The organism is Microbacterium sp. SD291, assembly GCF_017355365.1.
Lineage (GTDB): Bacteria > Actinomycetota > Actinomycetes > Actinomycetales > Microbacteriaceae > Microbacterium.
On record NZ_JADIJR010000008.1, the window covers coordinates 94,063 to 117,808 of the forward strand.

Genomic DNA, 23,746 nt, shown 5'->3' on the forward strand with positions numbered 1-23,746 from the left:
ACTCGGGAGACACATCTTCCGGGGGTCCCATCATGCAGCTTCTCTCGTCGCGCGCATTCCGCGCCGCAGCGGCCGGCGTCGCCGCGCTCGGACTCCTGCTCACCGGGTGCACGGCAGAGCCGGACTCCCTCAGCTACACGCCTCCGGCGCAGGTCGACGGCGACCTCCCCGGTGAGACCGTCACGGCGCTGCAGGATGCCGTCGCCAATGCGCTGACCGCATCCGGTGCGACCGGCGCGATCGTCGGCGTCTGGGTGCCCTGGAGCGGCAGCTGGGTGACGGGGATCGGCACGCAGGATCCGGGAGCCGGTGCCGAGATGAGCACCGACATGTCGTTCCGGATCGCCGATGTGACGCGGCTGATGACCTGCGACGTGCTCTACGGGCTCGCCGACGAGGGCGTGGTGGAGCTCGACGCCGCCGTTCCGGAGTACGTCTCCGGCGTGGCCGACATGAAGGACATCACCCTCCTCGACCTCTGCAACGGCACCAGCGGGGTGGGTTCGTCCGAACCATCGGTGGTGTCGGCGTGGCTGAAGACCCCCGAGCGCGAGTGGTCGCCGCTCGAGCTCGCGGCCTACGGCCTCGGTCGTTCACGGGTCGCCGCGCACACGACCTTCCGGGACGCGGATGCCGGCTACCTCCTGCTCGGCCTCGCGCTGGAGCGCGCGACCGGCAAGACCGCCTCCGAGCTGATCGACGAGTACGTCGCCACACCGCTCGGCCTCGAGGGCACGTCGCTGCCGCGACCGGCAGCGGCCGAGCCGGCGGAGGATGCCGTGATGCAGGGGCACTACCTCAACGCCGTCGAGGGCGGCTACGACTGCACGGCTCCCGTCGACATCACGAAGCTCTCCTCGAGCACCGGCTTCACCGACTCGGGTGCCGTCTCGACCATCGAGGACCTCGGCCGCTACGCGCAGGCCGAGGCGAAGCAGGCACTGCGGACCAAGGACGACCCCGGCCGGTTCGCGGCCCCCCTTCCCGCATATGCGGACGCACCGTCCTGGTTCCAGGCGACCGGCGGGGCGTACCTCGCCGGCTCCCTGATCGGACAGCACGGCTGGACTCCCGGCTATGCGACGGCCGCCTACTCCGACCCGGCGACGGGCTTCACGGTCGCCGTCGTGCTGAACGACTCGACGAAGGGCTCGGCCATCGTCCAGTCGCTCGCGTGGGAGCTCGCGGCGCTCGCGTCGAAGGCGCCGGCGGCCGCGGGGCAGACCGCACCCGAGTTCGGTCTGCCGTTCAGCGCCGAGCAGTACCACCAGGCGATCACGGACGCGGCGATCATCTGCGTCGCGCCGCCCGAGGGCTGATCCCACCGGTGATGCGGAACCCGGAAAGGGGCCGATGATGGCGATCATCGACAACGCGATCTACGTGAACGGCATCCGCACCGCCAATCCGGAGAGTCTCACCGAGACGTTCGAGTGCATGCGCGAGCGCGGTGGCATGAGCTGGATCGGCCTGTACCGGCCGAGCGAGCAGGAGGTCCGCGAGGTCGCCGACGAGTTCGGCATCCACCAGCTGGTCGTCGAGGATGCGCTCTCGGGGCACCAGCGCGCCAAGCTCGAGCGCTACGGCGACGTCCTGTTCATGGTGCTGCGCCCTGCTCGCTATCTCGACGACGTCGAGGAGGTCGAGTTCGGCGAGGTGCACGTCGTGGTCGGGCCCGATTTCGTGGTGACCATCCGGCATGCCGAGTCCCCTGATCTCGCTCGGGTGCGCCGCCGGCTGGAGGACGACCCCGAGCTGCTGCGGCGCGGCCCCGAGGCGGTGCTGTACGCCATCCTCGATGAGGTCGTCGACAAGTACACCCCGGTGCTGGCAGGGCTCGAGAACGACATCGACGAGATCGAGAGCCAGCTGTTCGAAGACGAGGTCGACGCCACGCAGCGCATCTACGAGCTGGGGCGAGAGGTGATCGACTTCCAGCGGGCGACGCAGCCGCTCTCCGGGATGCTGGAGGGCCTGCTGCGCGGTTCGGAGAAGTATCAGGTCGACGAGGAGCTGCAGCGATACCTGCGCGACGTGCTCGACCACACGCTGCGCGTGACCGATCGCGCCACCACGTTCCGCACCGTCCTCGACAACGCGCTGACCGTCGAGTCGACGATCGTCGCGCGCAAGCAGAACGAGGAGATGCGGCGGATGACGGAGCTCAGCATCCGCCAGAACGACGAGGTCAAGAAGATCTCCGGCTGGGCCGCGATCCTGTTCGCGCCGACCCTCGTCGGCACCGTCTACGGGATGAACTTCGATCACATGCCCGAGCTGCACTGGTGGTTCGGCTATCCGATGGCGGTCGCGCTGATGGCCGCGATGGGCGCCGGGCTGTACTGGGTGTTCAAGCGCAAGGGCTGGCTGTAGCCGCCTCAGCGCACCCATAGCGGGCACTCAGCGTTCTCACAGAATCACCGCGCGGCATCCTCGCCGTCGTGTGCGGAGCAGATATCCTCATGCTCGCAATGGCGGGTGCGTCGGCCGGGGTGCGCGGGCGGACGGGGTGGCCGCTTCGTAAACTCACAAGAAAAGAGCACTCTCATGAACGGCACAGCACGCAAGGCGGTCGCCGAGGCGGTCGCCACCTTCCTCTTCGTCCTCAGCATCATCGCGGCGGTGAACAGCGGCAACCCGCTGACTCCGCTCGCGATCGGCTTCGCCCTCGCGGTCCTGGTGTACTCGACCGGCCACATCTCCGGAGCGCACCTCAACCCGGCCGTGTCGGTCGGCGTGTTCCTGCGCGGCGGGCTCAGCGTCATCGACCTGATCGCCTACATCGTCGCGCAGCTCGTCGGCGGTGCGCTGGCCGCGCTCGCGAGCCTCACCGTGTGGCCGGCCGGTGAGAAGGCCATGGTCATCGAGGTCGGACCGGCGTTCCTCGTGGAGGCGCTGTTCACGCTCATCCTCGTGTGGGTCGTGCTCAACACCGCGACCTCGAAGGACACCGACGGCAACTCGTTCTACGGGCTCGCGATCGGCGCCACCGTCTTCGTCGGCGCTGCGACCGTCGGCTCGATCTCGGGTGGCGGCTTCAACCCCGCCGTGGCCCTGGGGCTCTCGGTCGGCGGGTACTTCGCGTGGAGCTCGCTGTGGCTCTACATCGCAGCCCCCGTGGTCGGCGCTGTGATCGCCGCGCTGCTGTTCCGCGTGCTCAACACGGACGACGCCAAGAAGATCGGCGCCTGACCGCTCCTCGCACCATCTGAACGCCGCGTCCTCGCAAGAGAGCGCGGCGTTCTGCTGTTCGGGGCGGCGGAAGGGCCCGCGAGGCCGTGCCCGACGGCATCGTCAACGACCGCTGGGGCGCCGATGTCCGGGACCACCGACCTGGAGCCGCACACCGCCGGGCGGGGCCCGGTCGACCGGGCCCCGCCCGGCTGAGCGCGGCGATGAAGTGGAGGGGCTGACGGGAATCGAACCCGCGCTATCTGCTTGGGAAGCAGAAGTTCTGCCATTGAACTACAGCCCCGTACCCGCATCCCTGGAGAGCGGATGCCGCAAGCCTACCTTCCGTCGCGTTGATGGCCAAAGCGCCGCGTCGCGCCACCAGTAGGCTGAACCCGTGCTTCTCAGCGATCGCGACATCAGGGCAGAACTCGCATCCGGCCGCATCGGCCTGTCGCCCCACGAGGCGGGGATGATCCAGCCGTCGAGCATCGACGTGCGCCTGGACCGCTACTTCCGCCTGTTCGACAACCACAAGTACCCGTTCATCGATCCCTCGGAGGATCAGCCGGAACTCACCCGACTGATCGAGGTCGACCCGGAAGAGCCGTTCATCCTGCACCCCGGCGAGTTCGCGCTCGGCGCCACGTTCGAGCAGGTCACGCTGCCCGACGACGTCGCCGCGCGCCTCGAGGGCAAGTCGTCGCTCGGCCGCCTCGGCCTCATCACGCACTCGACCGCGGGCTTCATCGACCCCGGGTTCACCGGACACGTCACCCTCGAGCTCGCGAACGTGGCGACGCTGCCGATCAAGCTGTGGCCCGGCATGAAGATCGGCCAGCTCTGCTTCTTCCGCCTGACGTCGCCTGCCGAGAACCCGTACGGCTCCGGCCCCTACGGCAACAGGTATCAGGGTCAGCGGGGGCCGACGGCATCCCGCTCCTTCCAGAACTTCCACCGCACCGACGTCGGCGTGACCGATGTCGGTGCAGTCGGCGGCTGACGTGACGGACGGCGGCGCTGCGGCAGACGAGAGCGCGGTCCCGCCTCAGGAATGGCCGGCGGACGCCGAGGCGCCGACCGCTGCGGATCCCGAAGCGCCGTCATCCGGCGGATACGGCGTCCTCACCGGAATGATCTTCGCGTTCCTGCTGCTCCTGCTCGGGGCGGCGATCGCGGTGCTGGTGTACCTGGCCGGGAACACGTCGTTCACGCTGCCGACCTTCGGCGACGAGCCGCGGCCGGAGCAGACGGACGCCACGGTCACGACGCCGGAGCAGGAGAACCCGGATGCCGCGGGGGAGGCGCCGCTCGCCACGGGTGTGTGCAGCGAGTTCTGCGCCGACATCGCGGCCCGCGTCGGCACGAGTGTGATCGGCGCCGACGGCGGCTCGGCCTGGCAGCTGACGCAGGAATGGTCCGACGTCGAGGTCGCGACGCTTCCGGCCGACGCGGTGGTCGCTGCGGTCTACGAGGCGGATGCCGGCCTGCTCGAGTTCACCGTCTGGAGGTTCTCCGGCGACGCGGCGGCGCAGGAGGCGTATGAGCAGCTGTCGTCGGACACCGGGGAGCCCTCCGGCTCGGGCGCCGTGTACGAGAACGGCAGCGGCAGCCAGAGCACCTTCGACGGCGACTCGTCGCGAACCGTGATCTGGACGGTCTTGAGTGACGACGCGCAGCCGTGGGTCATGCGAGTGCAGGGCCCTGACGACGACGCGGTGCAGCAGTTCTATCTCGCGCTGCCCTTCTGAGGCAGTTCCTCCACCCGGTCGTTGAGCGAGCGACGCGAGACGCTCGCTCAACGACCGTGGGTGGTCAGGCGTCGCGGCCGCGGGAGTAGCCCGCGTCGAACCCGCGCTCGTATGCGTGCTGGTGGCCGTGGTGGCCCTGGTGGCCCTGGCGCGCGCGGTGGCCGTGGCCGGACTCCGACGCGAACCCGTGGCCGAAGCGGCGCCCGTGCCCGTGCTCGCAGCCGTGATCGGCATCCGGTCCGAATCCGTGGTCCTCGCCGTGAGCGAAGCCGGGACCGAAGCCGCGCCCGAACGGGTGGCCGTGGTGCCCGGGGCGACGGCCGAAGCCGTGGCCGAGGACGCCGCGGCCGAAACCGCGACCGAAGCCGTGGCGACGTCCGCGTCCGCGGGGGAGCGGCGTCTCCTCGTCCCAGCCGAACGCCCTGGCGATCTGCTCGAGCGAGGCGATCGTCGTGGCGAGGTCCTCTGCCGGCACGGCGTCCGTGACCTTCGCGCGGATGCCGGAGACGATCGCGCCGAGGCGGTCCTTTGCGGCGCGTCCCTCGTCGGTGAGCGTCCAGCCGTCGCCATCCCGTGCGACCCAGCCGCGGGCGATGAGCCCCTCGAGCTTGCGCGGGTGGAGCGGCCGCCTGGCCGGAACCGTGCCGTCGACGATGTTGAGCAGCCGCCAGTCGCGGCGGCTCGCGCCCTCGTTCTCGAAGGCGGTGGCGAACTCGGCCGCCATCAGGCGGTCGACGGCCTTCAGCCAGTAGCCGAAGGGGCGGGAGGGGCGGGAGGTGTTCTGCGTGTCATTGCTGTTCATGAGTGAAGTCCTTGTATGTCAGTGTGCATGTGCTTGTCACATTGCATGTACATGTAGTGTGACATGTAGTTCAGATACATGTCAAGTCGCATGTAAAATCGAATCGTGAGCGCCGCAGAGAACGACCCAGCCGAGGCCATCGCCCGGGCCCTGTCCAGGCTCCGCGGCCGGCGACCCGGCGAACGCGGGCGCGGGCATGGAGGCCCGCACGGCTGGCACGGCGGCCCGCACTCGGATCCCTTCGAGCACGCGGCGCATGGTGGCCACCCCGGCAGGCCGGGGCACCCCGGCATGCCGCCGTGGATGGGCGACCCCTCAGGACGCTTCGGCGGACCGGCCCGAATGCGCATGCTCGAGGCGCTCGCCGCGGCATCCGCTCCGCTCAGCGTGAGCGACCTCGGTGCCGCGATCGGCGTCGATCAGCCGCGGGCGTCACGCCTCGTGCAGCAGGGGGTCGAGCGCGGCCTGGTCCGGCGCGAGGCCGACCCCGACGACGCGCGGCGCACCCGCATCGCGCTCACGGATGAGGGGCGAAAGCTCGCCCGAGGCATGCGCGGCGAGCGGCGCGAGACGCTCGGCCGCGCGCTCGCCGCGTTCACCGACGAGGAGCAGGCCGAGCTCTCCCGGCTGCTCACGAAGCTCGCCGACAACTGGGACGCCTGAGCCCGGTCAGGACGCCTGCGTCTTCACGGGCAGCAGCAGCAGGAACCCGGCGATCAGCACGATCACGATGCCCAGGATGCCGAACGCGGTCTGCGCGGTCAGGGCGATCAGGATCGTCCACGCTCCAGACGCCATCCAGCTCGCGGCGCGGCCGGTCGTCGCGTACAGGCCGAAGATCTCGCCCTCGCGGCCTGCGGGCGTCACCCTCGCGAGGAAGGAGCGGGATGCCGCCTGGGCGGGGCCCACGAACGCGCAGAGGATGAGCCCGCCGATCCAGAACACCATCGTGCCGCCGTCAGCGAGGAAGAACACCGCCAGGCCCGCGATGATCATCGCGCCGAGCGAGATCAGGATGATGCGCTTCGGGCCGAACCGGTCGTCGAAGCGCCCGGCGATGATGGTCGAGACGCCGGCGATCAGGTTCGCAGCGATGCCGAAGATCACGAGCTGCTGGAACTCGAAGCCGAAGACGCTCGCCGCGATCACGGCGCCGAACGCGAAGACGCCGCTGAGCCCGTCGCGGAACACCGCGCTCGCGAGCAGGAACCAGAACGTCTGGCGGGTCTCGGGGGTGCGGTACAGCCCGATCACGTCCTGCACCAGCAGCCGGTACGAGGCGAAGAACCCCACCTTGCGCTCCGGCCTGCCCAGCGACGGCTCCGGCACGTTCAGGAAGATCGGGATGCTGAACACAATCGCCCACACCGCGCAGCCCACGGCGATGAGCCGGAACGGCAGGCCGTTGTCCGTCGACATGCCGAACCAGTCGAAGGTGTCGAGGACCACGACGATCGTGAGGGCGACGATGCCGCCGAGATAGCCGAAGCCCCAGCCGAGCCCCGAGATGCGCCCGACGGTCTTCGGGTTCGCGATGCCGATCAGCATGGCGTTCGAGTTCACGGCGGCGATCTCGCCGAACACCGAGCCGGCCGAGATCAGCGCGACCCCGAGCCAGAACAGGCTGGGCACCGGCTCGACGAACCACAGGCCGAACATGCAGACGATGAGCGCGCCGGTGCCGATGCCGAGCCACAGCTTCTGCCTCCCCGCAGCATCCGCCCGCTGGCCGAGCACCGGCGCGAGCAGCAGGATCGCGAACGCCGCGATCGTGGAGCCGAGCCCGAGCCCTGAGGCGAGCCCCGCCTCGGCGGCCTCGTAGGCCTTGCTCTCATGGTCGAGCGCCGCGAGCTCGGGCGGCAGGAAGGAATCGCTCACCAGGTACAGCGCGGTGAAGATGAACGTGAGGATCACGGTGTTGAACGGCTGGGTCGCCCAGTCCCACAGCGCCCACGAGTACACCTGCTTCTTCGGCGCCGGCGTCTCGCCGCGCAGCTCCAGGCCGATCACGCCGACCGTCCCGGGTCGGGCCGGAGCCTGCGGCTTCGGGACCATCGCGTCTTCACTCATGAACGCAGTCTGGCGGGGTGCGGTGAACGGCCGGTGACGGCGCGCCGCCGAGGGTCGTCGATCGGGCGAGTAGGGTCGACGCATGCCGAGGGCGGATGCCACGACGGGTGCGGTGGTGCTGTTCGAGGGCGCGAGCGATCGCCTCGCCTTCGAGGCCGTGGCGCGCCGCCGCGACGTGGAGCTCGGCGCGCTGCTCCTCGAGGACCTGAACGGCATCACGAATCTGCGCCGGCGCCTCACCGAGCTCCGTGCCGCCGCCGTGCCGCCGCGCGTGCTCGGCCTGTACGACACAGCCGAGGGGCGCTACGTCGCCCAGGTGCTGATCGATGTCGGAATGCTCACCGGGTCCCTCGCCGCGCCGAGCGACGTCGGCTTCTTCGGCTGCGAGCGAGACCTGGAGGACGAGGTGATCGCGGCCGCAGGGCCCGACCTGGTGGTGGAGACGATCGCAGCGCGCGGCGAGCTCACGCGCTTCCGGGTGTTCCAGGCGCAGCCGGCGCAGCGCGCCTGGACGATCCACGCGCAGCTGCATCGCTTCGCGGGGACGACCGCCGGCCGCAAGGCCCGATTCGCCGCCGATGTGATCGACGCCCTCCCGGTCGAGCGGATGCCGCGGCCGCTGATGGCGCTGCTGGACGCGGCGCTGAGCCGCGTGTGAAGGGCTACGCGCTGAACACGTGCGGGTCGCGGAGCGTCCGGGCGTAATCCTCCTTCAGCACGGCGAGGTGCAGCCAGGCCTCGATGCGGGTGACGCCGGGGAGAGCGCGCAGCCGCTCCAGGCTCGCGTACAGCGCCCCGGCCGACGGCTCGACGAGCGTCGCGATCACGTCGAAGCGTCCGAGCGCCCGCGCGGCGAAGTCGACGCCCCGCCCTGCCCTGAGGTCCGCGACGAGGCTCGCGCCGCAGCACTCCGACGAGGCGCCGGTCACGGCATCCTTCAACGCCCGCACCGACACGACTGCGAACCCGACCGCATGAGAAAGCTCACCCCCTTCGACACCTCCGCCCAGACCGCACCCCGGATCGTCACGGCCCGCGGCATCCACACGGCGGATGCCGGTGCCACGACGGCGACGGCGATGCTGATCGACCGCGGCCGGATCCTCGCGATCGGCGACCTCGCCTCCTGCGAGGACGCAGCGTCGGGGGTGGGCCTCGCAGTCGAGCGAGTCGACCTCGGCGACGCCGTGATCGTCCCCGGGTTCGTGGACGCGCACGCGCATCCGCTCATGTACGGGCAGATGATGAGCTGGGTCGACTGCGGACCGGAGAAGGCCCGCAGCATCCCGGAGATCGTCGCGCTGCTCCGTGAGGCGGCGGCTTCTCTTCCTGCTGGACGCCCGGTGCGCGGCTACGGCTACGAGCAGCGCAACCTGGCCGAGAAGCGGCACCCCACCCGGTTCGAGCTCGACGAGGTCGCGACCGACCGCGAGGTCTACCTGATGAACGCCTCCGGCCACGGCGGCGTCGTGAACTCGCACACGCTCGAGACAGGCGGCGTCGACCGTGACACCCCGAACCCCGACGGCGGGGAGTTCTTCCGCGACGCGGACGGCGAGCTGACCGGCGAGCTGTCGGATGCCGCGTGCAACATCCTCACCGGCGTGCACGGCGTGAAGATCGGGCACCACGGCCCGAACTTCCACCTCGCCGACGAGCCCGAGGAGCACCTGCGCCAGCTGGATGCCGCGACCCGGCGCTTCCTCGCCGGCGGGGTCACCTCGATCGGCGACGCGCAGGTCACGCGCCGCGAGTTCGACATGTACCTGCGGCTCGCCGAGGCCGGACGCCTCGAGCTGCGGGTCTCGATGTACCTGCTCTCGCACCTGCTCGAGGAGGCGCTCGAGATGGGGCTCGTCGGCCAGTTCGGCAACGCGCACCTGAGCTTCGCGGGCATCAAGTTCTACGCCGACGGCACGCTCGGCGGCTGGACCGCGTACTTCCCGGACGGCTACGTCGGCGACCCGTGCCGCACCGGCCAGTTGTACCACGACCCCGCCGAGTACGCCGGGCTGATCCGCAAGGCGCACGTCGCGGGGCTGCAGACCGCGACGCACGCGCAGTCGCCCACCGCGATCGAGATGGTCGTCTCGGCGATCGAGGCGGCGCTCGCCGAGCGGCCGGATGCCGACGCGCGGCACCGCATCGAGCACTGCGGCCTGCCGACGCCCGAGCAGATCGAGCGGATGGCGGCCTCCGGCATCCGCCCGGTGAACCAGACGCAGCACTACTTCAACTGGGGCGAGGGCGTCGAGGAGGCCATCGGCACGCCGGGGGAGCGATTCAACCCGCTCGGCGAGTTCGAGCGCGCCGGTGTGGGGTACACGATCTCCTCCGACGCCCCGGTCGCCGAGCCCATCCCGCTCGAGGCGATCCAGACCGCGGTCACCCGAGTCACCCGCCGAGGCCACAAGCTGGGTCCGGACGACCTGCGGATCACCGCGCTCGCGGCGCTCCGTGCCCACACGATCGAGGGTGCCATCTCGATCGGCCGCGAAGACGACCTGGGTTCGCTCGAGGTCGGAAAGTACGCCGACTTCGCGGTGCTCTCCGATGACCCGCTCGGAGTGCCCGCCGAGGACATCTCGGCGATCACGGTGCGCGAGACCTGGGTCGACGGCGAACGCCGTCACCGGGTGGAATGAGGATGTGATGAGCGACGACATGTACGCCGACACCGCCGGACGCGCGGTGCTCGAGACGATCCGCGCCTATGGCGTCACCGCCGTGTTCGGCATCCCCGGCACCCACAACCTCGAGCTGTACCGGCCGCTCGCCGACCTCGGCATCCGGGCGGTGACGAACCGCCACGAGCAGGGCTCCGGCTACGGCGCCGACGGCTGGGCGCAGCAGACCGGACTCCCCGGTGTCGTCATCACGACCTCCGGGCCGGGCCTGCAGAACGCGATGAGCGCGATCGGCACCGCGTTCTGCGAGTCGCGCCCGCTGCTCGTGCTGTCTCCCGGAGTGCCGCTCGGAGCGGAGTTCGCCGACGTCGGCACCCTGCACGAGACGAAGGACGCCACCGCCATGGTCGGCGCGATCGCCGAATGGTCGCGGCGCGTCAGCAGTGCGGCCGAGGCGGTGGATGCCGTGCACGACGCGTTCGCGCTGTTCCGCACCGGCCGCCCCCGGCCCGTGCACATCGAGATCCCGCTCGACGTGCTGGAGGCGCCGGCGGATGTTTCCGCCGAGGCGCGCCGCGCCCGCCCGGTGCCGCCGCGCGCGACGGGCGACGTCGCCGCGATCGCCGAGGCCGCGCGGCTGCTGTCCGGTGCGCAGAACCCCGTCATCGTCGCGGGCGGCGGGGCCACTCGCGCCGGTGACGCGCTCACCGCGCTCGCCGAGCGGCTCGGCGCCCCCGTGCTCACCACGCTGAACGGCAAGGGCACCGTCGACGAACGGCATCCGCTCGCCCTCGGCTCGAACCTGCGGCTCGCCGCCGCCCGCGCGGTGGCGGAGCAGGCCGACGTGCTGCTCGTGGTCGGCTCCAAGCTCGGCGAGGCCGAGCTGTGGGCGCCCCGGCTCAAGGCGCAGGGCGCCGTGATCCGCGTCGACATCTCGCCGGCCCAGCTCGACAAGAACCTCGCCGCGAAGGTGAGAATCATGGGCGACGCGTCGGCGGTCGTGGCCGCGGTGCTCGAGGCGGTGCCGGACTCCGGGCGTGCTTCGGATCTCGAGGCTGCCCGTGCCGCGATCGACGTTGAGATGCGAGGGACCGCCCCCGATACCGTCGCGCTTGCCGAGCTCATCGCCGAAGGGCTGCCCGACGGGGTGATCGTCGCGGGTGACTCCTCCCAGGTCGTGTACATGGCGCTCGGCAGCGTGCTGCGGAACGAGCGCCCGCACTCGCTGCTCTACACGCCCACGTACGCGACCCTCGGATACGGCCTTCCGGCCGCGATCGGCGCCCGCGTGGCCCAGACCGAGCGGCCCGTCCTCACCGTGATCGGCGACGGCGCGCTGATGTTCTGCGTCAACGAGATCATGACCGCGGTCGAGCAGCGCCTCGACGTCACGATCGTGTGCGTCGACAACGGCGGCTACGCCGAGATCCGCCAGAACGAGGTCGACCGGGGGATGGTGCCGATCGGCGTCGACCTCGTGCAGCCCGACTGGGCCGCGCTCGCCGCGGCCTTCGGCGCCACCGGGCGTCGTGTGGAACGTCGTGAAGAGGTCGCGTCCAGCATCCGCTCCGCGATCGCCGCCGGCGGCGTGCAGCTCGTGCACATCCCGCAGAACTCTCTCTGATCCCGCTTCACAGACAGGACCCACCATGACCGAGAACGTCGGCCCCATCGACGCCTCCGTGAACCCGCGGTATTCGGGCATCGCGACCTTCGCGCGCCTTCCCCGCATCGAGGACGTGCCGCGCGCCGACATCGCGGTCGTCGGCATCCCCTTCGACTCCGGGGTCAGCTACCGCCCCGGCACCCGGTTCGGCCCGTCGCACGTGCGCGAGTCCTCGCGCCTGCTGCGGCCGTACAACCCCGCGCAGGACGTGTCGCCGTTCGCGATCGCGCAGGTCGTGGATGCCGGCGACATCCCGGTGAACCCGTTCGACATCACCGCGGCCGTCGACGAGGTCGAGCGCGCGGCCAAGGCACTGGGCGAGCAGGTGCAGCAGATCGTCACGATCGGCGGCGACCACACCGTCGCGCTGCCGCTGCTGCGCGCGGTCGCAGCGAAGCACGGCCCGGTCGCGGTGCTGCACTTCGACGCCCACCTCGACACCTGGGACACCTACTTCGGCGCTCCGATCACGCACGGCACCCCGTTCCGCCGGGCGAGCGAGGAGGGGCTGATCGACCTCACCGCGAGCTGCCACGTCGGCACCCGCGGCCCGCTCTACTCGAAGCAGGACCTGGTCGACGACGAGCGGCTCGGCTTCTCGATCGTGTCGAGCGAGTTCATCGAGGAGCACGGCGTCGTGGCCGGCATCGAGCGGATCCTGCAGCGCGTCGGCGACAAGCCGCTGTACGTGTCGATCGACATCGACGTGCTCGACCCCGCGCACGCCCCCGGCACCGGCACGCCAGAGGCCGGCGGGCTCACCAGCCGCGAGCTGCTGCGCATCCTGCGTGCGCTCTCCGGGCGCAACATCGTCGGCGCCGACGTGGTCGAGGTCTCCCCGGCGTACGACCACGCGCAGATGACCGGCATCGCCGCGAGCCACGTCGTGTACGAGCTCGTCACGCTGCTGGCCGCGCAGGCCGCGCGGTAGGCGCGCGGCAGCCCGCCGCAGGAGCAGCTCGCGGTTCTTGCCGGCGGCATCCGCTCTCCGTTCCGGGCGCAGTTCGTGCCGTCACCGGCATCCGCTCTCCGTTCCGGGCGCAGTTCGTGCCGCGCGCATCCGCTCTCCGTTCCGGGCGCAGTTCGTGCCGCGCGCGACGCGATCCGGCGGCTCCAACTGCACCCGGAGTATCGGGCATAGGCGATCGGGCGGCACGAACTGCACCCGAAGACGCGGAGACCCGGAAACCCGGAGATCCGGACTCGGCGCACGTCGACTCGGCGTCGTCACGCGAACGACGCCGCGAGGAGCTCGGCGAACAGATCCTCGGCGTCGCACGCCACGCGGCGGCGCGTGAACCAGTCGCAGATGTTGACGCAGTCGCGGTGCAGCAGGTCGAGCCCCTGGGGGTTCGCGATGATGTCCACGATCTGCGGCAGGTCGATCACGCGCACCCGGCCCTCGTGCACGAGCAGGTTGTAGGCCGAGAGGTCGCCGTGTGCGAAGCCCGCGGCGGCGAAGATCCGCATGATGTCGACGACCTGGGCGTAGTGCTCCGCGAGGTCGTCGCGCACCTGCGCGAGCCGCGGCGCGGCGATGCCCGACTCGTCGCCGATGAACTCCATCAGCAGCTCGGTGCCGTTCACCTGCACGGGGTACGGCACCGGAGCGCCCAGCTCCTGCATCCGGCACAGCGCCTCGAACTCGGCGAGGGACCAGGCGACGGCCGCGACCGCCCGCCCGTGCCCGGACTTCTTCGCGAGGGCACGGGCATCGCGCGTGTTGCGCGTGTTTCGCCCCTCGGTGTACACGGACGAACGGTGGAAGCTGCTGTGGTCGCTGCCGCGGTACCGCTTCGCGGCGAGCAGGGTGCGCTGCGCGGCGTCGCCGGGCACGGCGCGCTCCAGCAGGAACACGTCGGCCTCCTTGCCGGTCTTCAGGATGCCGAGCTCGGTGTCGAGCGCGCCGGCATCCGTGACGACCCACGCCGGCCAGGGCTGGGGTCCGCGCTGGGTGGGAATGGTCGCCGGCCAGGTGGTCCAGCGCTGGCCCTCTCCGGGCTCGACGTCGGCGAAGGAGAGGGAGGATGCGTCGAACGACGCGAAAGGATCAGACACGATGTGGCTCCGGAGTCGGAGGCCACAGGCGGTGGCCTCAGGGAAGGATGTCGGCGAGGGGCGCGACAAAGACGGTGGTCATGTCTTCGGCTCCTCTCGCTTCGGCCTTCCGGGCTCGTCCCGGTGCGTCGTCGAGCATAGGGCGTGGTGCGGGCCGTGTCCAGAGCCGGACGATCGGTCGGATGCCGTGGACGGCACGTCGGGTTGCGACCTCCGGCGCCTGCCAGTGTGGAACCATGACGATCACCGCCCCCATCCCCACTGCAGCGATCACGCCTGTCGAGCGCATGCGCTACGGCGGGCTGATCGTGCTGATGATGATGGGGTTCCTGCTGGTCACTGCCGAGTTCCTCCCGAACGGCGTGCTCACCGAGATGGCCGACGGCCTCGGCGTGACACCGGGGCAGGCGGGGCAGACCGTCACCGTGACGGCGCTGGTCGGGCTCGTGGTCGCCCCCACCATCGGACTGATGTTCCCGCGCCTCGATCGCCGGTCGCTGCTGGTGTGGATGGCGCTCGCCGCAGCCTTATCGAACCTCGTCGTGGCGATCGCGCCGAACCTGCTGATCGTGCTGATCGCGCGATTCCTGCTGGGTGCCGCGATCAGCGCGTTCTGGTCGATGTCGATCACCGTCGCATCCTCGCTCGCCGGTCCCGAGCGGCTGGGGCGCGGCGTGATGTTCACCTCCGCCGGCGTCTCGCTCGCCACCGTCGCGGGTGTGCCGCTCGGCGTCATGCTCGCCGAGTTCGTCAACTGGCGGACGGTGTTCACGATCGCCGGCGTGCTGATGGTGGTCCTCGCCGTCGCCCTCCGGTTCGCCCTCCCGTCGGTGCCGGCGGGGCAGGTGTCGAGCATCCGCCTGCTGGTCGACACGGTCCGCCGCCCCGGCATCGGGCTGGGCATGATCGGACACGTCCTCGTGGTGCTCGGGCACTTCCTGGCCTACACGTACGTGCGCCTTGCACTGGAGCGGATCCCCGAGGTCGACGCTTCGACCATCGTCGTGCTGCTCGCCCTGTTCGGACTCGGCGGGCTCGCCGGCAACATCGCGATCGGGCTCGTCATCGACCGGACCTTCGTGTTCTTCGCCGTCTTCGCGCCCGTGGTGATCGCGGCATCCGTGCTGTCGATGATCCTGCTCTCGGGCACCGTTGCCGGCGTCGCGGTGGTCGTGCTCGTCTGGGGCTTCTTCTTCTCGTCCTGGCTGATCGTCGTGAACACCTGGGTGGGGCACCGGATGCCGGACCGTCTCGAGGCCGGCGGCAGCCTCGTCGTGGTCGGGTTCCAGGGTGCGATCACGATCGCCGCCGGTGTCGGGGGGCTCCTCGTCGACACGCTCAGCGTCGAGCTGGTCTACGTCGTCGGCATGGTCTCGCTGCTGCTCGGCGCGGTGCTGTTCGGGGCGTCGAACCGGGTCCGTGGCTGAGGGGCCGGGGCGTGGCTCGCGTCACCCACGCGTCGAAAACGGAGACGGAGTGGCGTCGGTGCGGCGTGTCGAGGGAGGACACGCCGGGTGGCGAGCAGGTGGTCTCTGTTTTCTGCGGCAGACTGCGGGCGCGGGGCGCGGGCGGCGGGCGCGCAACCGCGGGCTACGCCGGTACGGGCACCCGCTGCGCCGCCCGCCAGGCGCTCGGCGTCATGCCGGTGCGGCGGCGGAAGGCGCGGCTGAAGCCCTCGTCGGAGGCGTAGCCCAGTTCGCGGGACGTCTCTGCGACGGAGCGTCCCGACTCGAGCATCCGCTTCGCGGCGTCGATGCGCACCTCGGTGACGTAGTCGGCGGGGGAGCGGCCGAGGGCGGTGCGGAAGCGCTCGGCGAAGGCGGAACGCGACATCGCGCCGACGCCGGCGAGGCGCTCGACGGTCCACTCGCGGCCGGGCTCGGTGTGGATGGCCGCGACCACGCGGTCGAGGAACGGGTCTTTCGCGACCGACGGCCAGCCCTCGGGCGCGCAGCCGTTCTCGGCCCACGCCCTGATCACGGAGAGCAGCACCGTGGTCGCCATCATCCGGCAGATCACGGAGTCGCCTGCCGTGACGGGCACGCGGTCTCCACGGCCGGACCCATGTTCCTCGCGAGCGCGGCGGCGGCGGGCTCGAGAGCGTCGAACCCGGTGACCGTGACGAGATCGGGCAGCACGGCGGACAGCGTTGAGGCCGTGTCGGAGAGCTCCAGCTCGACCACGACGAGTTCCGAATCGGCCGTCGCGTCGAGCGCGATCGGCTTGCGGCCGAGGCTGAGGAAGGCGTCTCCCGCGCTCAGCGTCTCGGGCGAGCCCTCGAGGTCGACGGCCACGACGTGCGAGGCGCGGTCGACGTCGAGCCGGCATCCGGTGTTCAGAGGCGGATGCCCGCGCACGCTGCCCGCGGCGAGGTAGACGAGTGTCGCCGAACCGGGCGCGAGCGGCAGCAGCGTGCCGGTCTCGAGCCGGACCCTTCGCGCGATGCCCACCCGCAGATCGACCGCGCCGAGCAGCTGCGAGAGTGCTGCGGGGTCGACTGTCACCATGCCTTCGGCAACGTCCGGCGGGCGCCGGGTATTCCTCCCTCGGCTCAACCCTTCGATGGATACCGCTCATCGGATGCTCGCCTAACGTGGGAAGCACCCGAGCCATAGGAGCACTGTGTTCACCGAGCCCTCCCGCCTGTACCGCGTCCTCGCGATCGCCGAGGCCATCACCTGGACGATCCTGATCTCCGCCCTCATCGCCCGCGCGGCGGGTGCGCCGGGGATCGTGGTGACGATCGGCGGAGGCATCCACGGATTCGTGTTCCTCGCCTACGGCGCGACCGCGATCCTCGTCGCGCTGAACAACCGCTGGCACGCGGGCGTCGCGGTGCTCGCGGTCGCCAGCGCGGTGGTGCCCTACGCGACCATCCCGATGGAGATCTGGCTGCACCGCACTGGCCGGCTGACCGGCGACTGGCGCCTCAGCGAGACCGACGACCCCCGCGATCGCCGCTGGTACGACCGGCTGATGCGCTGGTTCCTCCGCCGGCCGTGGGTGCTCGGCGCGCTGATCGCCGTCGCGGTGGTCGCGCTCTACGTCATCCTGCTGCTGGTCGGACCGCCCGGAGGCAAGTGACCGCCTCGCGCAGCCCGCGAAACTTCACGAATGTCATCGTTCCGGCCCGAAAACGGGACATTTCTGAAGTCTCGCGGGCCGGCGGGATGCCGTCAGTGCGCGGTCGCGACGCCGATCGTGTCGTGCACGATCACGGCGGCGACCCTGGCACCGGCGCCCGCGGCCACGATCAGCTGCTGCGGGCCCGGGGCGGCGGCATCGCCCGCCGCATACAGACCGGGGATGCCGGTGCGCCCCGAGCGGTCGGTGACGAGGTGCCCGTGGCCGTCGACGGCTGGTGCGAAGCCGTCGAGGAACGACAGGTCGGTCTCCCACTCGGGCCGCACGAAACCGCCCTCCACGGTGACGGAGGTGCCGTCGGTGAGGCGGATCGCCTCGAGCCGGCCGCGTTCGCCCACGAGCTCGGCGATCGGATGCCGCAGCACGGCGACACCTGAGGCGGCGAGCTCCGCCTCCTCCGCCATCGTGACGACGTCGGCGCCGTTCGTGAAGACGGTGAGGCTCTCGGTCCAGCGGGCGATCAGGCGTGCGCGATCGGCGAGGTCGCCTGATTCGCCGATCAGTGCCATCCGACGGCCGCGCAGCTCCCAGGCGTCGCAGGCCGCGCAGCTGAACAGGCTCATGCCGTAGAAGCCGCGGAGGTTCGGCACCTCGGGGAGGGTCTCGCGGAGCCCGGTGGCCAGCAGCACCGATCGCGCAGACACCGTCTCGGTGGGCTCGCGTCGTCCGATGCCGGCGGTGAACCCGGCATCCGTCCGGCTGAGCGAGCCGACCCGCACCCGCGAGCGGATCTCGACGTTCGGGTACGCGGCGAGCTCCGCGCGGGCCAGCTTGCGAAGCTCATGCGGCGGCACGCCGTCGCGCGTGAGGAAGCCGTGCGAGTTCAGCGTCGCGGCGTTGCGCGGACGATCGGCGTCGACGACCAGCACGCGCACCAGCGACCGGCCGAGGTTCAGCGCTGCGGAGAGTCCTGCGGGCCCTCCGCCGATGATGAGCACATCGTGATCGTCAGTCATGCTCGCCCTCCTGCGGCGGGAGAGCGGCGATCACGGGGTGGTCGAAGGTGTAGACGCCGACCTTGGCGGCGCCGCCGGGCGAGCCGATCTCGTCGAAGAACTCGACGTTCGCCTTGTAGTAGTCCTGCCACTCCTCGGGGAGGTCGTCCTCGTAGTAGATCGCCTCGACCGGGCACACGGGCTCGCAGGCACCGCAGTCCACGCACTCGTCGGGGTGGATGTACAGCGAGCGCTCGCCCTCGTAGATGCAGTCGACGGGGCACTCGTCGATGCAGGCACGATCCTTCACATCGACGCACGGGAGCGCGATGACGTAGGTCACGGGACGAGGGCCCCATCACGCGAGACCGCGACCTGCTCCTCGCGGGGGACGACCTTCACGCGCTCGCGCGCATGCTGGTGCGTCTCGCCGAGGTGGCGCTCGTGGGCGTCGAGGGCGAGCCAGCCGTCCCACGTCGTGTACTCCGTGCCGCTCGCGTCGAGCACGTCCAGCACGTCGTCGTCCCTGCCTGGGTCCCTGAGCTTGTCGAAGGGCGCGGTGAGCAGGCCAGCCTCGGCATCCGCCACCAGATGGGTGATGGTCTCGAGGGCGTCGGATTTGGTGTGGCCGATCAGGCCGACGGGACCGCGCTTGATCCAGCCGGTGGCGTAGAGGCCCGGCTCGTCGTCGACACGGCCGCCGGCGTTCGGGACGACGCCGCGCGCCTCGTCGAACGGCGCGTCCACCACCCTGGTGCCGTAGTAGCCGACGGCGCGGTACACCGCCTGCACGTCGTAGTCGCGGAACTCGCCGGTGCGCACCAGGGCGCCCTCGGCATCCGCGCGGGTCCTCTCGAAGCGGATGCTCTCGACGACACCGTCGCCTGTGATCTCGACGGGAGCGTGCCAGAAGTGCAGGTGCAGGCGGCGGGATGCCTCGCCCACGGGACGGTCGCGCCAGCTGTTCAGCGTCCGCAGCATCACCTTGAGCTGATTGTTGGTGGCGGATGCCGGGTCGACACCGTCGAAGTCCTCATCGTGCAGCACGATGTCGACGTCGTTCAGCTCGCCGAGCTCGCGGAGCTCGATCGGGGTGAACTTGATGTCTGCGGGGCCGCGGCGCCCGAAGACGTGCACGTCGGTGACGGCGGATGCCTCGAAGCCGGCGAGCACATTGTCGGGGACCTCGGTGGACCGCAGGTCCACGGCGTGCTTGGCGAGCACGCGGGCGACGTCGAGGGCGACGTTGCCGTTGCCGATCACGGCGACCGAGGAGGCCTCGAGGGGCCAGGTGCGCGCCACGTCGGGGTGGCCGTCGAACCAGGCCACGAAGTCGGCGGCGCCGTAGGAGCCGGGCAGCTCGACGCCGGGGATGTCGAGGGCCGCATCGCGGATCGCCCCGGTGGCGAGGATCACCGCGTGGTAGCGCTCGCGCAGCTCCTCGAGCGAGATGTCGCGGCCGACCTCGACGTTGCCGATGAAGCGGATCGTGCGGCGGGTCGCCTCGGACTTGCCCTCGGCGACCACCGGGAACGCGTCGAGCATCTCGTGCAGCGAGTTCACGATGCCCTTGATGCGGGGGTGGTCGGGGGCGACGCCGTAGCGGATCAGTCCATAGGGCGCAGGGAGCGACTCGAACAGGTCGATCTCGAGGCGTCCGCCGCGCTCGTTGACGGCGTTGGCGAGAAGGTTCCCGGCGTAGATGCCGGCGGGTCCGGCGCCGACGATCGCGACGCGCAGGGCGAGAGGGGTTGCAGACATGGGAGTGCTTTCGGTGTGCTTCGGAGGAAGGGCTCAGAGGGAGAGGGCTCAGAGGGAGAGGGCGAGATGGGGGCGGTGACGGCCTCCGCCGTCGAGTGCGTCGAGGGCCTGCATGAGGCCGGTGTCGGCGGCGAGGCCGGCGACGAGGGCGTCTGTCCAGGTCGGCCGGGCGGCGGCGGCATCCGATGCCGGGGCGTGCGGGCTCAGCGAGACCACGTCGCCGATGACGATCACGGCGGGGGAGCGCACCCGGCGGCTCGCGGCGAGGTGCGCGATGGTGCCGAGCGTGCCGATCGTGACCCGCTGGTGCTCGCCGAAGCCGTCTTCGATGATCGCGACGGGGCAGTCGGCGCCACGGGCACCGGCGGCGAGGATCTGCGCCGAGTGCCCGAGCGTGTTCACGCCCATCAGCAGCACGACCGTGTGATCGCCTCTCGACAGGCTCAGGGGGCCGCCTGGCTCGATCTGATCGTGCGCGCTCACGATGCTGAAGGATGCCGCGACTCCGCGATGCGTGAGCGGGATGCCGGCCACCGCAGGCACCGAGACGGCGCTGGTGACACCGGGGACCACGTCGACACCGACCCCGGCCGCCTCGCAGAACAGCTGCTCCTCGCGGCCGCGGCCGAACACGAACGGGTCGCCGCCCTTGAGCCGGACCACGTTCCTGCCTTCGCGGGCGAGCCGCACGAGGAGCTCGTTGATGCCGTCCTGCGTCACGGGGTGGTGGCCGGGGAGCTTGCCGACGTCGATCACCTCGGCGTCGAGCCGCACGCCCTCGTCTGCGAGCTGCTGCAGCACCTGGCGGGCGCCGAGGCGGTCGGCGACGATGACGTCGGCCTGCTGCAGGGCGCGGAGCCCGCGCAGCGTGAGGAGCCCGGCGTCGCCGGGTCCGGCGCCGACGAGGGTGACGTGGCCGGTCATCGCGAACCTCCCAGGAGAAGGCCGCGGTTGCGCAGCATCCGCCGCTCGATCGGGCCGAACAGCGCCAGTTCGATCAGGATGCCGATGGCGAGGATGAGCAGGATGGTGGCGAGCACGCCGGCGAGATCAGCGAGCTCGCGCGACTGGTTGAGCATCGTGCCGAGGCCGAAGCCGATCGTCCCGCCGCTGGTGATGATCTCCGCCGCCATCAGCGACCGCCAGGAGAACGCCCAGCCCTGCTTGAGGCCGGCGAAGTAGCCGGGGAGGGCCGCGGGAAGAGTGACCGAGGTCGCGAGCTGCCAGCGGCTGGCGCCGAGCACGATGCCGACCCGGCGCAGCTGCGGCGGCACCTGGTCGATGCCGGAGAGGAGTCCGTTCACGATGGACGGGATGGCGCCCATCAGGATGACGAAGTATGCGGTGGCATCGCTGAGTCCGAACCAGATGATCGCGGCGGGCACCCAGGCCACCGAGGGAAGCACGGTGAGGCCGGAGATCAGCGGGCCGGCGGCGCGACGGAGCAGCTTCCACTCGGCGAGCAGCATCCCGAGCGCGGTGCCGACGAGGATCGCGATCAGGAAGCCGATGACACCGCGCTCGAGGCTGGTGGTCACCGCCTCCTGCAGGCGCCCGGACTCCCAGGAGTCGCCGAGCGCGCCGGCGACCGCCGCAGGGCTCGGCGCCTTGTCGGGGCGGGGGTTCGCGACGACGATGTACAGCTGCCACACGCCGAGCAGGGCGAGCAGCAGCCCCACCGGCGGCAGGGTCTTGCCGAGCACTTCGCGCCAGAGCGACCTCGGCGGCTCGGTGTCGGACTGCAGGCGGTCGAGGCCCGCGGAGAGGGTCGCCAGATCGTCGTTCTCGACGTTCGCGGACGGCGCAGTGGCTGCTTCAGGAGGCATTGCGGCGGATCTCCTTCCGGAGCTCGGCGGTGATCTCGGTGGCGAGGGCTGCGACCTCGGGCGACTCGATGCGCCGGCCGTGGGTCGAGGCGACCTTCCACTCGCCCGCGATGCGACCGGGGCGGCTGGAGAGCAGGATGACGCGCTGGCCGAGGCGAGCGGCCTCGCGGACGTTGTGGGTGACGAACACGATCGTCCGGCCGGTGGCGCGCCAGACCCGCTCCAGCTCCTCGTGCAGGAGGTCGCGGGTGATCGCGTCGAGCGCCGCGAAGGGCTCGTCCATCAGCAGCACCGAGCGGTCCTGGGCGAGGGCGCGGGCGAGCGCGACGCGCTGCCGCATGCCGCCGGAGAGCTCGTGGGGGCGCTTGTCGGCGGCCTCCGACAGGTTCACGGTCGCGAGCAGGCGCTCGGCCTCCTCGCGGCGCTCACGCCGCGGGACGCCGCGGAGGCGCAGCGCGAGCTCCACGTTGTGGCGGGCGGTGAGCCACGGCATCAGCGCGGACTCCTGGAACATCACCGCAGCTCCGCCTGCCGGGGTGCCGATCGATCCCGCCGTGACGGGCTCGAGCCCCGCGACGAGGTTCAGCAGTGTCGACTTGCCGCAGCCGGAGGCGCCGAGCAGGCAGACGAACTCGCCGGGGGCGATGTCGAGCGAGATGTCATCGAGGACGACAGGGCCCGATCCGTAGCGCTTGGTGACGTTCGAGATGCGCACCGCGGGGTCGACGGCGGGGGCGGGAGCCGCGACCGGCGTGACGCTGTCGAAGCTCGGCGTCAGCCTGGTCACCGGCACCTCCGCACTCACCGTCTTCCCCGCGGGCGCAGTCATCATTCCTCCCCGAGGCCGGCGGCGGAGACGGACTCCGCGCCGTCCTTCTCGAGCAGTGCGTTCAGCGCGCGCAGGTCGAAGAGCCCGTCGATCGAGCCGTCCTTCTGCGTGCCCGCCGCGAGGCCGTCGGCGACGAGCGTCTCGAACGCCTCGGCGTGCGGGTCGACGGTGAACGTCACGTTCTCCAGCGCCCGGGCGAGCACCTCGTCGGCGAGCTTCTTGCCGGTCGCCTCCTCGAGCGCGTCGTTGATGACGGCCGGAGCCTCCTCGGCGTTCTCGTCGAGCCAGCTCACCGCGGCGATGTGGCCCTCGAGGAGTTCCTCGACGACGTCGGGGTGCGCTTCGGCGAACTCGGCGCGCACCAGCAGCACCGTGGTCGGGAAGTTCCCGTCCGGCCAGAGGTCCTTCTCGTCGACCAGCACGTGCGCGCCGGCCTCGACGACCAGACGCGAGACCCAGGGCTCCGGCAGCCACGCGCCGTCGACCTGACCGTCCTGGAACAGGGTGAGCGTCTGGGCGTTCTCGGTCGGGGTGACTGAGACGTCGCCACCACCCGAGGTCGACGTCTCGAAGCCCTCGTCCGCCAGCCAGCTGCGCAGCGCCACGTCCTGCGTGTTGCCCAGCTGCGGGGTGGCGATGTTCGCGCCCTCGAGGTCCTCAGGGCTGTCGATGCCGTCGCGCACGACGAGCGCCGCACCCCCGGAGGTCGCGCCGGCGATGATGTGCGCCGACTCCCCGCCCGACTGGATGAAGGTGTTGATCGACGGGTTCGGGCCGATGTAGGTCGCGTCGATCGCGCCGGCGGAGAGCGCCTCGATCGCGGCGGGCCCCGCGTTGAAGACCTCGGTCTTCAGGTCGACGTCGCCCAGAGCATCCTGGAACAGCCCCTCGGAGAGCCCGACCAGAGCAGGCGCGTGCGTGACGTTCGCGAAGTAGCCGAGGCGGACCTCGGTGACCTTCTCGGAGTCACCCGTCGCGGGTGCGGAGGTGCAGCCGGCGAGCATCATGGCGGCGAGTCCCAGGGCTGTGAGAGCAGTGGTGCTGCGGTTGATCTTCACGGTTTCGCCTCCTTAGCGATTGAGGGGTGTTGCAGGCAGGGATTCAGC

The 23,746-nt window shown here is 71.0% G+C and carries 25 protein-coding genes and 1 tRNA gene; 12 read left to right on the forward strand and 14 right to left on the reverse strand.

Features of this window, described 5'->3' with window-relative positions:
* Positions 1-32: 32 nt before the first annotated feature.
* From IPV10_RS06670 to IPV10_RS06680, 3 genes are all read left to right on the forward strand, one after another.
* A complete protein-coding gene (locus IPV10_RS06670) occupies positions 33-1,319 on the forward strand; it encodes a serine hydrolase (RefSeq protein ID WP_207481814.1) in 1,287 nt (428 codons plus the stop codon).
* Between the two features lie 37 nt (positions 1,320-1,356).
* Positions 1,357-2,373 (forward strand): magnesium/cobalt transporter CorA, encoded by a 1,017-nt coding sequence (gene corA, locus IPV10_RS06675; RefSeq protein ID WP_207481816.1) that lies wholly within the window; start codon positions 1,357-1,359, stop codon positions 2,371-2,373.
* 174 nt (positions 2,374-2,547) lie between these two features.
* Positions 2,548-3,192, forward strand: a complete 645-nt coding sequence (locus tag IPV10_RS06680) for an MIP/aquaporin family protein (protein ID WP_207481818.1) — start codon at positions 2,548-2,550, stop codon at positions 3,190-3,192.
* Between the two features lie 209 nt (positions 3,193-3,401).
* On the opposite strand, the gene IPV10_RS06685 is transcribed toward IPV10_RS06680, so the two are convergent.
* Positions 3,402-3,475: transfer RNA gene (locus IPV10_RS06685), tRNA-Gly, on the reverse strand.
* 93 nt (positions 3,476-3,568) lie between these two features.
* On the opposite strand from IPV10_RS06685, the gene dcd reads away from it, so the two are divergent.
* Positions 3,569-4,174 (forward strand): dCTP deaminase, encoded by a 606-nt coding sequence (dcd, locus tag IPV10_RS06690; protein WP_207481820.1) that lies wholly within the window; start codon positions 3,569-3,571, stop codon positions 4,172-4,174.
* Positions 4,152-4,922: a hypothetical protein gene (locus IPV10_RS06695; RefSeq protein ID WP_207481822.1), complete on the forward strand. Its 771-nt coding sequence runs from the start codon at positions 4,152-4,154 to the stop codon at positions 4,920-4,922. The genes dcd and IPV10_RS06695 overlap by 23 nt, the downstream gene beginning before the upstream one ends.
* A gap of 64 nt (positions 4,923-4,986) precedes the next feature.
* On the opposite strand, the gene IPV10_RS06700 is transcribed toward IPV10_RS06695, so the two are convergent.
* The gene (locus tag IPV10_RS06700) at positions 4,987-5,724 is read right to left on the reverse strand and encodes a MarR family winged helix-turn-helix transcriptional regulator (protein WP_207481824.1); all 738 of its coding nucleotides are present in this window, start codon (positions 5,722-5,724) and stop codon (positions 4,987-4,989) included.
* 105 nt (positions 5,725-5,829) lie between these two features.
* Between IPV10_RS06700 and IPV10_RS16945 the strand changes: the two genes are divergently transcribed.
* Positions 5,830-6,387, forward strand: a complete 558-nt coding sequence (locus IPV10_RS16945; protein ID WP_307861076.1) for a MarR family winged helix-turn-helix transcriptional regulator — start codon at positions 5,830-5,832, stop codon at positions 6,385-6,387.
* A 6-nt stretch (positions 6,388-6,393) separates the two neighbouring features.
* On the opposite strand, the gene IPV10_RS06710 is transcribed toward IPV10_RS16945, so the two are convergent.
* On the reverse strand, positions 6,394-7,794 hold the full coding sequence (locus tag IPV10_RS06710; RefSeq protein ID WP_242684709.1) for an MFS transporter: 1,401 nt from the start codon (positions 7,792-7,794) through the stop codon (positions 6,394-6,396).
* 82 nt (positions 7,795-7,876) lie between these two features.
* On the opposite strand from IPV10_RS06710, the gene IPV10_RS06715 reads away from it, so the two are divergent.
* Positions 7,877-8,452 (forward strand): ATP-dependent endonuclease, encoded by a 576-nt coding sequence (locus IPV10_RS06715; protein WP_207481825.1) that lies wholly within the window; start codon positions 7,877-7,879, stop codon positions 8,450-8,452.
* Positions 8,453-8,456: 4 nt separating this feature from the next.
* Here the strand turns inward: IPV10_RS06715 and IPV10_RS06720 are convergent, their stop codons facing one another.
* Positions 8,457-8,723, reverse strand: coding sequence for a hypothetical protein (locus tag IPV10_RS06720; protein WP_242684710.1), 267 nt, complete (start codon positions 8,721-8,723; stop codon positions 8,457-8,459).
* Positions 8,724-8,768: 45 nt separating this feature from the next.
* Here IPV10_RS06720 and IPV10_RS06725 point away from each other — a divergent pair, with 45 nt between their 5' ends.
* From IPV10_RS06725 to speB, 3 genes are read left to right on the forward strand one after another with little or no spacing between them, the layout of a single operon-like run.
* Positions 8,769-10,439: an amidohydrolase gene (locus tag IPV10_RS06725; RefSeq protein ID WP_207481827.1), complete on the forward strand. Its 1,671-nt coding sequence runs from the start codon at positions 8,769-8,771 to the stop codon at positions 10,437-10,439.
* 7 nt (positions 10,440-10,446) lie between these two features.
* Positions 10,447-12,045 (forward strand): thiamine pyrophosphate-binding protein, encoded by a 1,599-nt coding sequence (locus tag IPV10_RS06730; RefSeq protein ID WP_207481829.1) that lies wholly within the window; start codon positions 10,447-10,449, stop codon positions 12,043-12,045.
* A 25-nt stretch (positions 12,046-12,070) separates the two neighbouring features.
* A complete protein-coding gene (gene speB / locus IPV10_RS06735; RefSeq protein ID WP_207481831.1) occupies positions 12,071-13,018 on the forward strand; it encodes an agmatinase in 948 nt (315 codons plus the stop codon).
* 296 nt (positions 13,019-13,314) lie between these two features.
* Here speB and IPV10_RS06740 read toward each other — a convergent pair whose 3' ends face one another.
* Positions 13,315-14,145 carry a serine protein kinase RIO gene (locus IPV10_RS06740; protein WP_207481833.1) on the reverse strand — a complete coding sequence of 277 codons (831 nt, stop codon included), beginning with the start codon at positions 14,143-14,145 and terminating at the stop codon, positions 13,315-13,317.
* Positions 14,146-14,381: 236 nt separating this feature from the next.
* Here IPV10_RS06740 and IPV10_RS06745 point away from each other — a divergent pair, with 236 nt between their 5' ends.
* Complete coding sequence (locus IPV10_RS06745; RefSeq protein ID WP_207481835.1) at positions 14,382-15,572, forward strand: MFS transporter; 1,191 nt, start codon at positions 14,382-14,384, stop codon at positions 15,570-15,572.
* A gap of 163 nt (positions 15,573-15,735) precedes the next feature.
* Here the strand turns inward: IPV10_RS06745 and IPV10_RS17300 are convergent, their stop codons facing one another.
* A complete protein-coding gene (locus tag IPV10_RS17300; protein WP_307861077.1) occupies positions 15,736-16,188 on the reverse strand; it encodes an AraC family transcriptional regulator in 453 nt (150 codons plus the stop codon).
* On the reverse strand, positions 16,161-16,652 hold the full coding sequence (locus IPV10_RS16955) for a hypothetical protein (protein ID WP_242684711.1): 492 nt from the start codon (positions 16,650-16,652) through the stop codon (positions 16,161-16,163). The genes IPV10_RS17300 and IPV10_RS16955 overlap by 28 nt, the downstream gene beginning before the upstream one ends.
* A gap of 115 nt (positions 16,653-16,767) precedes the next feature.
* Between IPV10_RS16955 and IPV10_RS06755 the strand changes: the two genes are divergently transcribed.
* Positions 16,768-17,229: a DUF3817 domain-containing protein gene (locus tag IPV10_RS06755; protein ID WP_207481837.1), complete on the forward strand. Its 462-nt coding sequence runs from the start codon at positions 16,768-16,770 to the stop codon at positions 17,227-17,229.
* A gap of 92 nt (positions 17,230-17,321) precedes the next feature.
* Here the strand turns inward: IPV10_RS06755 and IPV10_RS06760 are convergent, their stop codons facing one another.
* The 7 genes from IPV10_RS06760 to IPV10_RS06790 are packed head-to-tail and all read right to left on the reverse strand — an operon-like array spanning position 17,322 to position 23,698.
* Positions 17,322-18,245 (reverse strand): NAD(P)/FAD-dependent oxidoreductase, encoded by a 924-nt coding sequence (locus IPV10_RS06760; protein ID WP_207481839.1) that lies wholly within the window; start codon positions 18,243-18,245, stop codon positions 17,322-17,324.
* Positions 18,238-18,567 carry a ferredoxin gene (gene fdxA / locus IPV10_RS06765; protein ID WP_207481841.1) on the reverse strand — a complete coding sequence of 110 codons (330 nt, stop codon included), beginning with the start codon at positions 18,565-18,567 and terminating at the stop codon, positions 18,238-18,240. Before fdxA ends, IPV10_RS06760 begins: the two co-directional genes overlap by 8 nt.
* Complete coding sequence (locus IPV10_RS06770) at positions 18,564-19,985, reverse strand: FAD-dependent oxidoreductase (RefSeq protein WP_207481843.1); 1,422 nt, start codon at positions 19,983-19,985, stop codon at positions 18,564-18,566. Before IPV10_RS06770 ends, fdxA begins: the two co-directional genes overlap by 4 nt.
* Positions 19,986-20,033: 48 nt before the next feature.
* Positions 20,034-20,909: a uroporphyrinogen-III C-methyltransferase gene (cobA, locus tag IPV10_RS06775; protein WP_207481845.1), complete on the reverse strand. Its 876-nt coding sequence runs from the start codon at positions 20,907-20,909 to the stop codon at positions 20,034-20,036.
* Positions 20,906-21,811, reverse strand: coding sequence for an ABC transporter permease (locus IPV10_RS06780; protein ID WP_207481847.1), 906 nt, complete (start codon positions 21,809-21,811; stop codon positions 20,906-20,908). Before IPV10_RS06780 ends, cobA begins: the two co-directional genes overlap by 4 nt.
* The gene (locus tag IPV10_RS06785) at positions 21,801-22,640 is read right to left on the reverse strand and encodes an ABC transporter ATP-binding protein (RefSeq protein WP_207481849.1); all 840 of its coding nucleotides are present in this window, start codon (positions 22,638-22,640) and stop codon (positions 21,801-21,803) included. Before IPV10_RS06785 ends, IPV10_RS06780 begins: the two co-directional genes overlap by 11 nt.
* Complete coding sequence (locus tag IPV10_RS06790; RefSeq protein ID WP_307861078.1) at positions 22,640-23,698, reverse strand: ABC transporter substrate-binding protein; 1,059 nt, start codon at positions 23,696-23,698, stop codon at positions 22,640-22,642. Before IPV10_RS06790 ends, IPV10_RS06785 begins: the two co-directional genes overlap by 1 nt.
* Positions 23,699-23,746 lie beyond the last annotated feature (48 nt).

Coding starts and splice junctions, on each gene's coding strand:
- IPV10_RS06745 (WP_207481835.1), top strand. CDS start 14,382: ATGACGATCACCGCCCCCATCCCCACTGCAGCGATCACGCCTGTCGAG.
- cobA (WP_207481845.1), bottom strand. CDS start 20,909: ATGACCGGCCACGTCACCCTCGTCGGCGCCGGACCCGGCGACGCCGGG.
- IPV10_RS06725 (WP_207481827.1), top strand. CDS start 8,769: ATGAGAAAGCTCACCCCCTTCGACACCTCCGCCCAGACCGCACCCCGG.
- IPV10_RS16955 (WP_242684711.1), bottom strand. CDS start 16,652: ATGGTGACAGTCGACCCCGCAGCACTCTCGCAGCTGCTCGGCGCGGTC.
- IPV10_RS06710 (WP_242684709.1), bottom strand. CDS start 7,794: ATGAGTGAAGACGCGATGGTCCCGAAGCCGCAGGCTCCGGCCCGACCC.
- IPV10_RS06695 (WP_207481822.1), top strand. CDS start 4,152: ATGTCGGTGCAGTCGGCGGCTGACGTGACGGACGGCGGCGCTGCGGCA.
- speB (WP_207481831.1), top strand. CDS start 12,071: ATGACCGAGAACGTCGGCCCCATCGACGCCTCCGTGAACCCGCGGTAT.
- IPV10_RS06770 (WP_207481843.1), bottom strand. CDS start 19,985: ATGTCTGCAACCCCTCTCGCCCTGCGCGTCGCGATCGTCGGCGCCGGA.
- IPV10_RS06700 (WP_207481824.1), bottom strand. CDS start 5,724: ATGAACAGCAATGACACGCAGAACACCTCCCGCCCCTCCCGCCCCTTC.
- IPV10_RS06780 (WP_207481847.1), bottom strand. CDS start 21,811: ATGCCTCCTGAAGCAGCCACTGCGCCGTCCGCGAACGTCGAGAACGAC.
- IPV10_RS06730 (WP_207481829.1), top strand. CDS start 10,447: ATGAGCGACGACATGTACGCCGACACCGCCGGACGCGCGGTGCTCGAG.
- corA (WP_207481816.1), top strand. CDS start 1,357: ATGGCGATCATCGACAACGCGATCTACGTGAACGGCATCCGCACCGCC.
- IPV10_RS06670 (WP_207481814.1), top strand. CDS start 33: ATGCAGCTTCTCTCGTCGCGCGCATTCCGCGCCGCAGCGGCCGGCGTC.
- IPV10_RS06715 (WP_207481825.1), top strand. CDS start 7,877: ATGCCGAGGGCGGATGCCACGACGGGTGCGGTGGTGCTGTTCGAGGGC.
- IPV10_RS06760 (WP_207481839.1), bottom strand. CDS start 18,245: ATGACTGACGATCACGATGTGCTCATCATCGGCGGAGGGCCCGCAGGA.
- IPV10_RS06680 (WP_207481818.1), top strand. CDS start 2,548: ATGAACGGCACAGCACGCAAGGCGGTCGCCGAGGCGGTCGCCACCTTC.
- IPV10_RS06785 (WP_207481849.1), bottom strand. CDS start 22,640: ATGACTGCGCCCGCGGGGAAGACGGTGAGTGCGGAGGTGCCGGTGACC.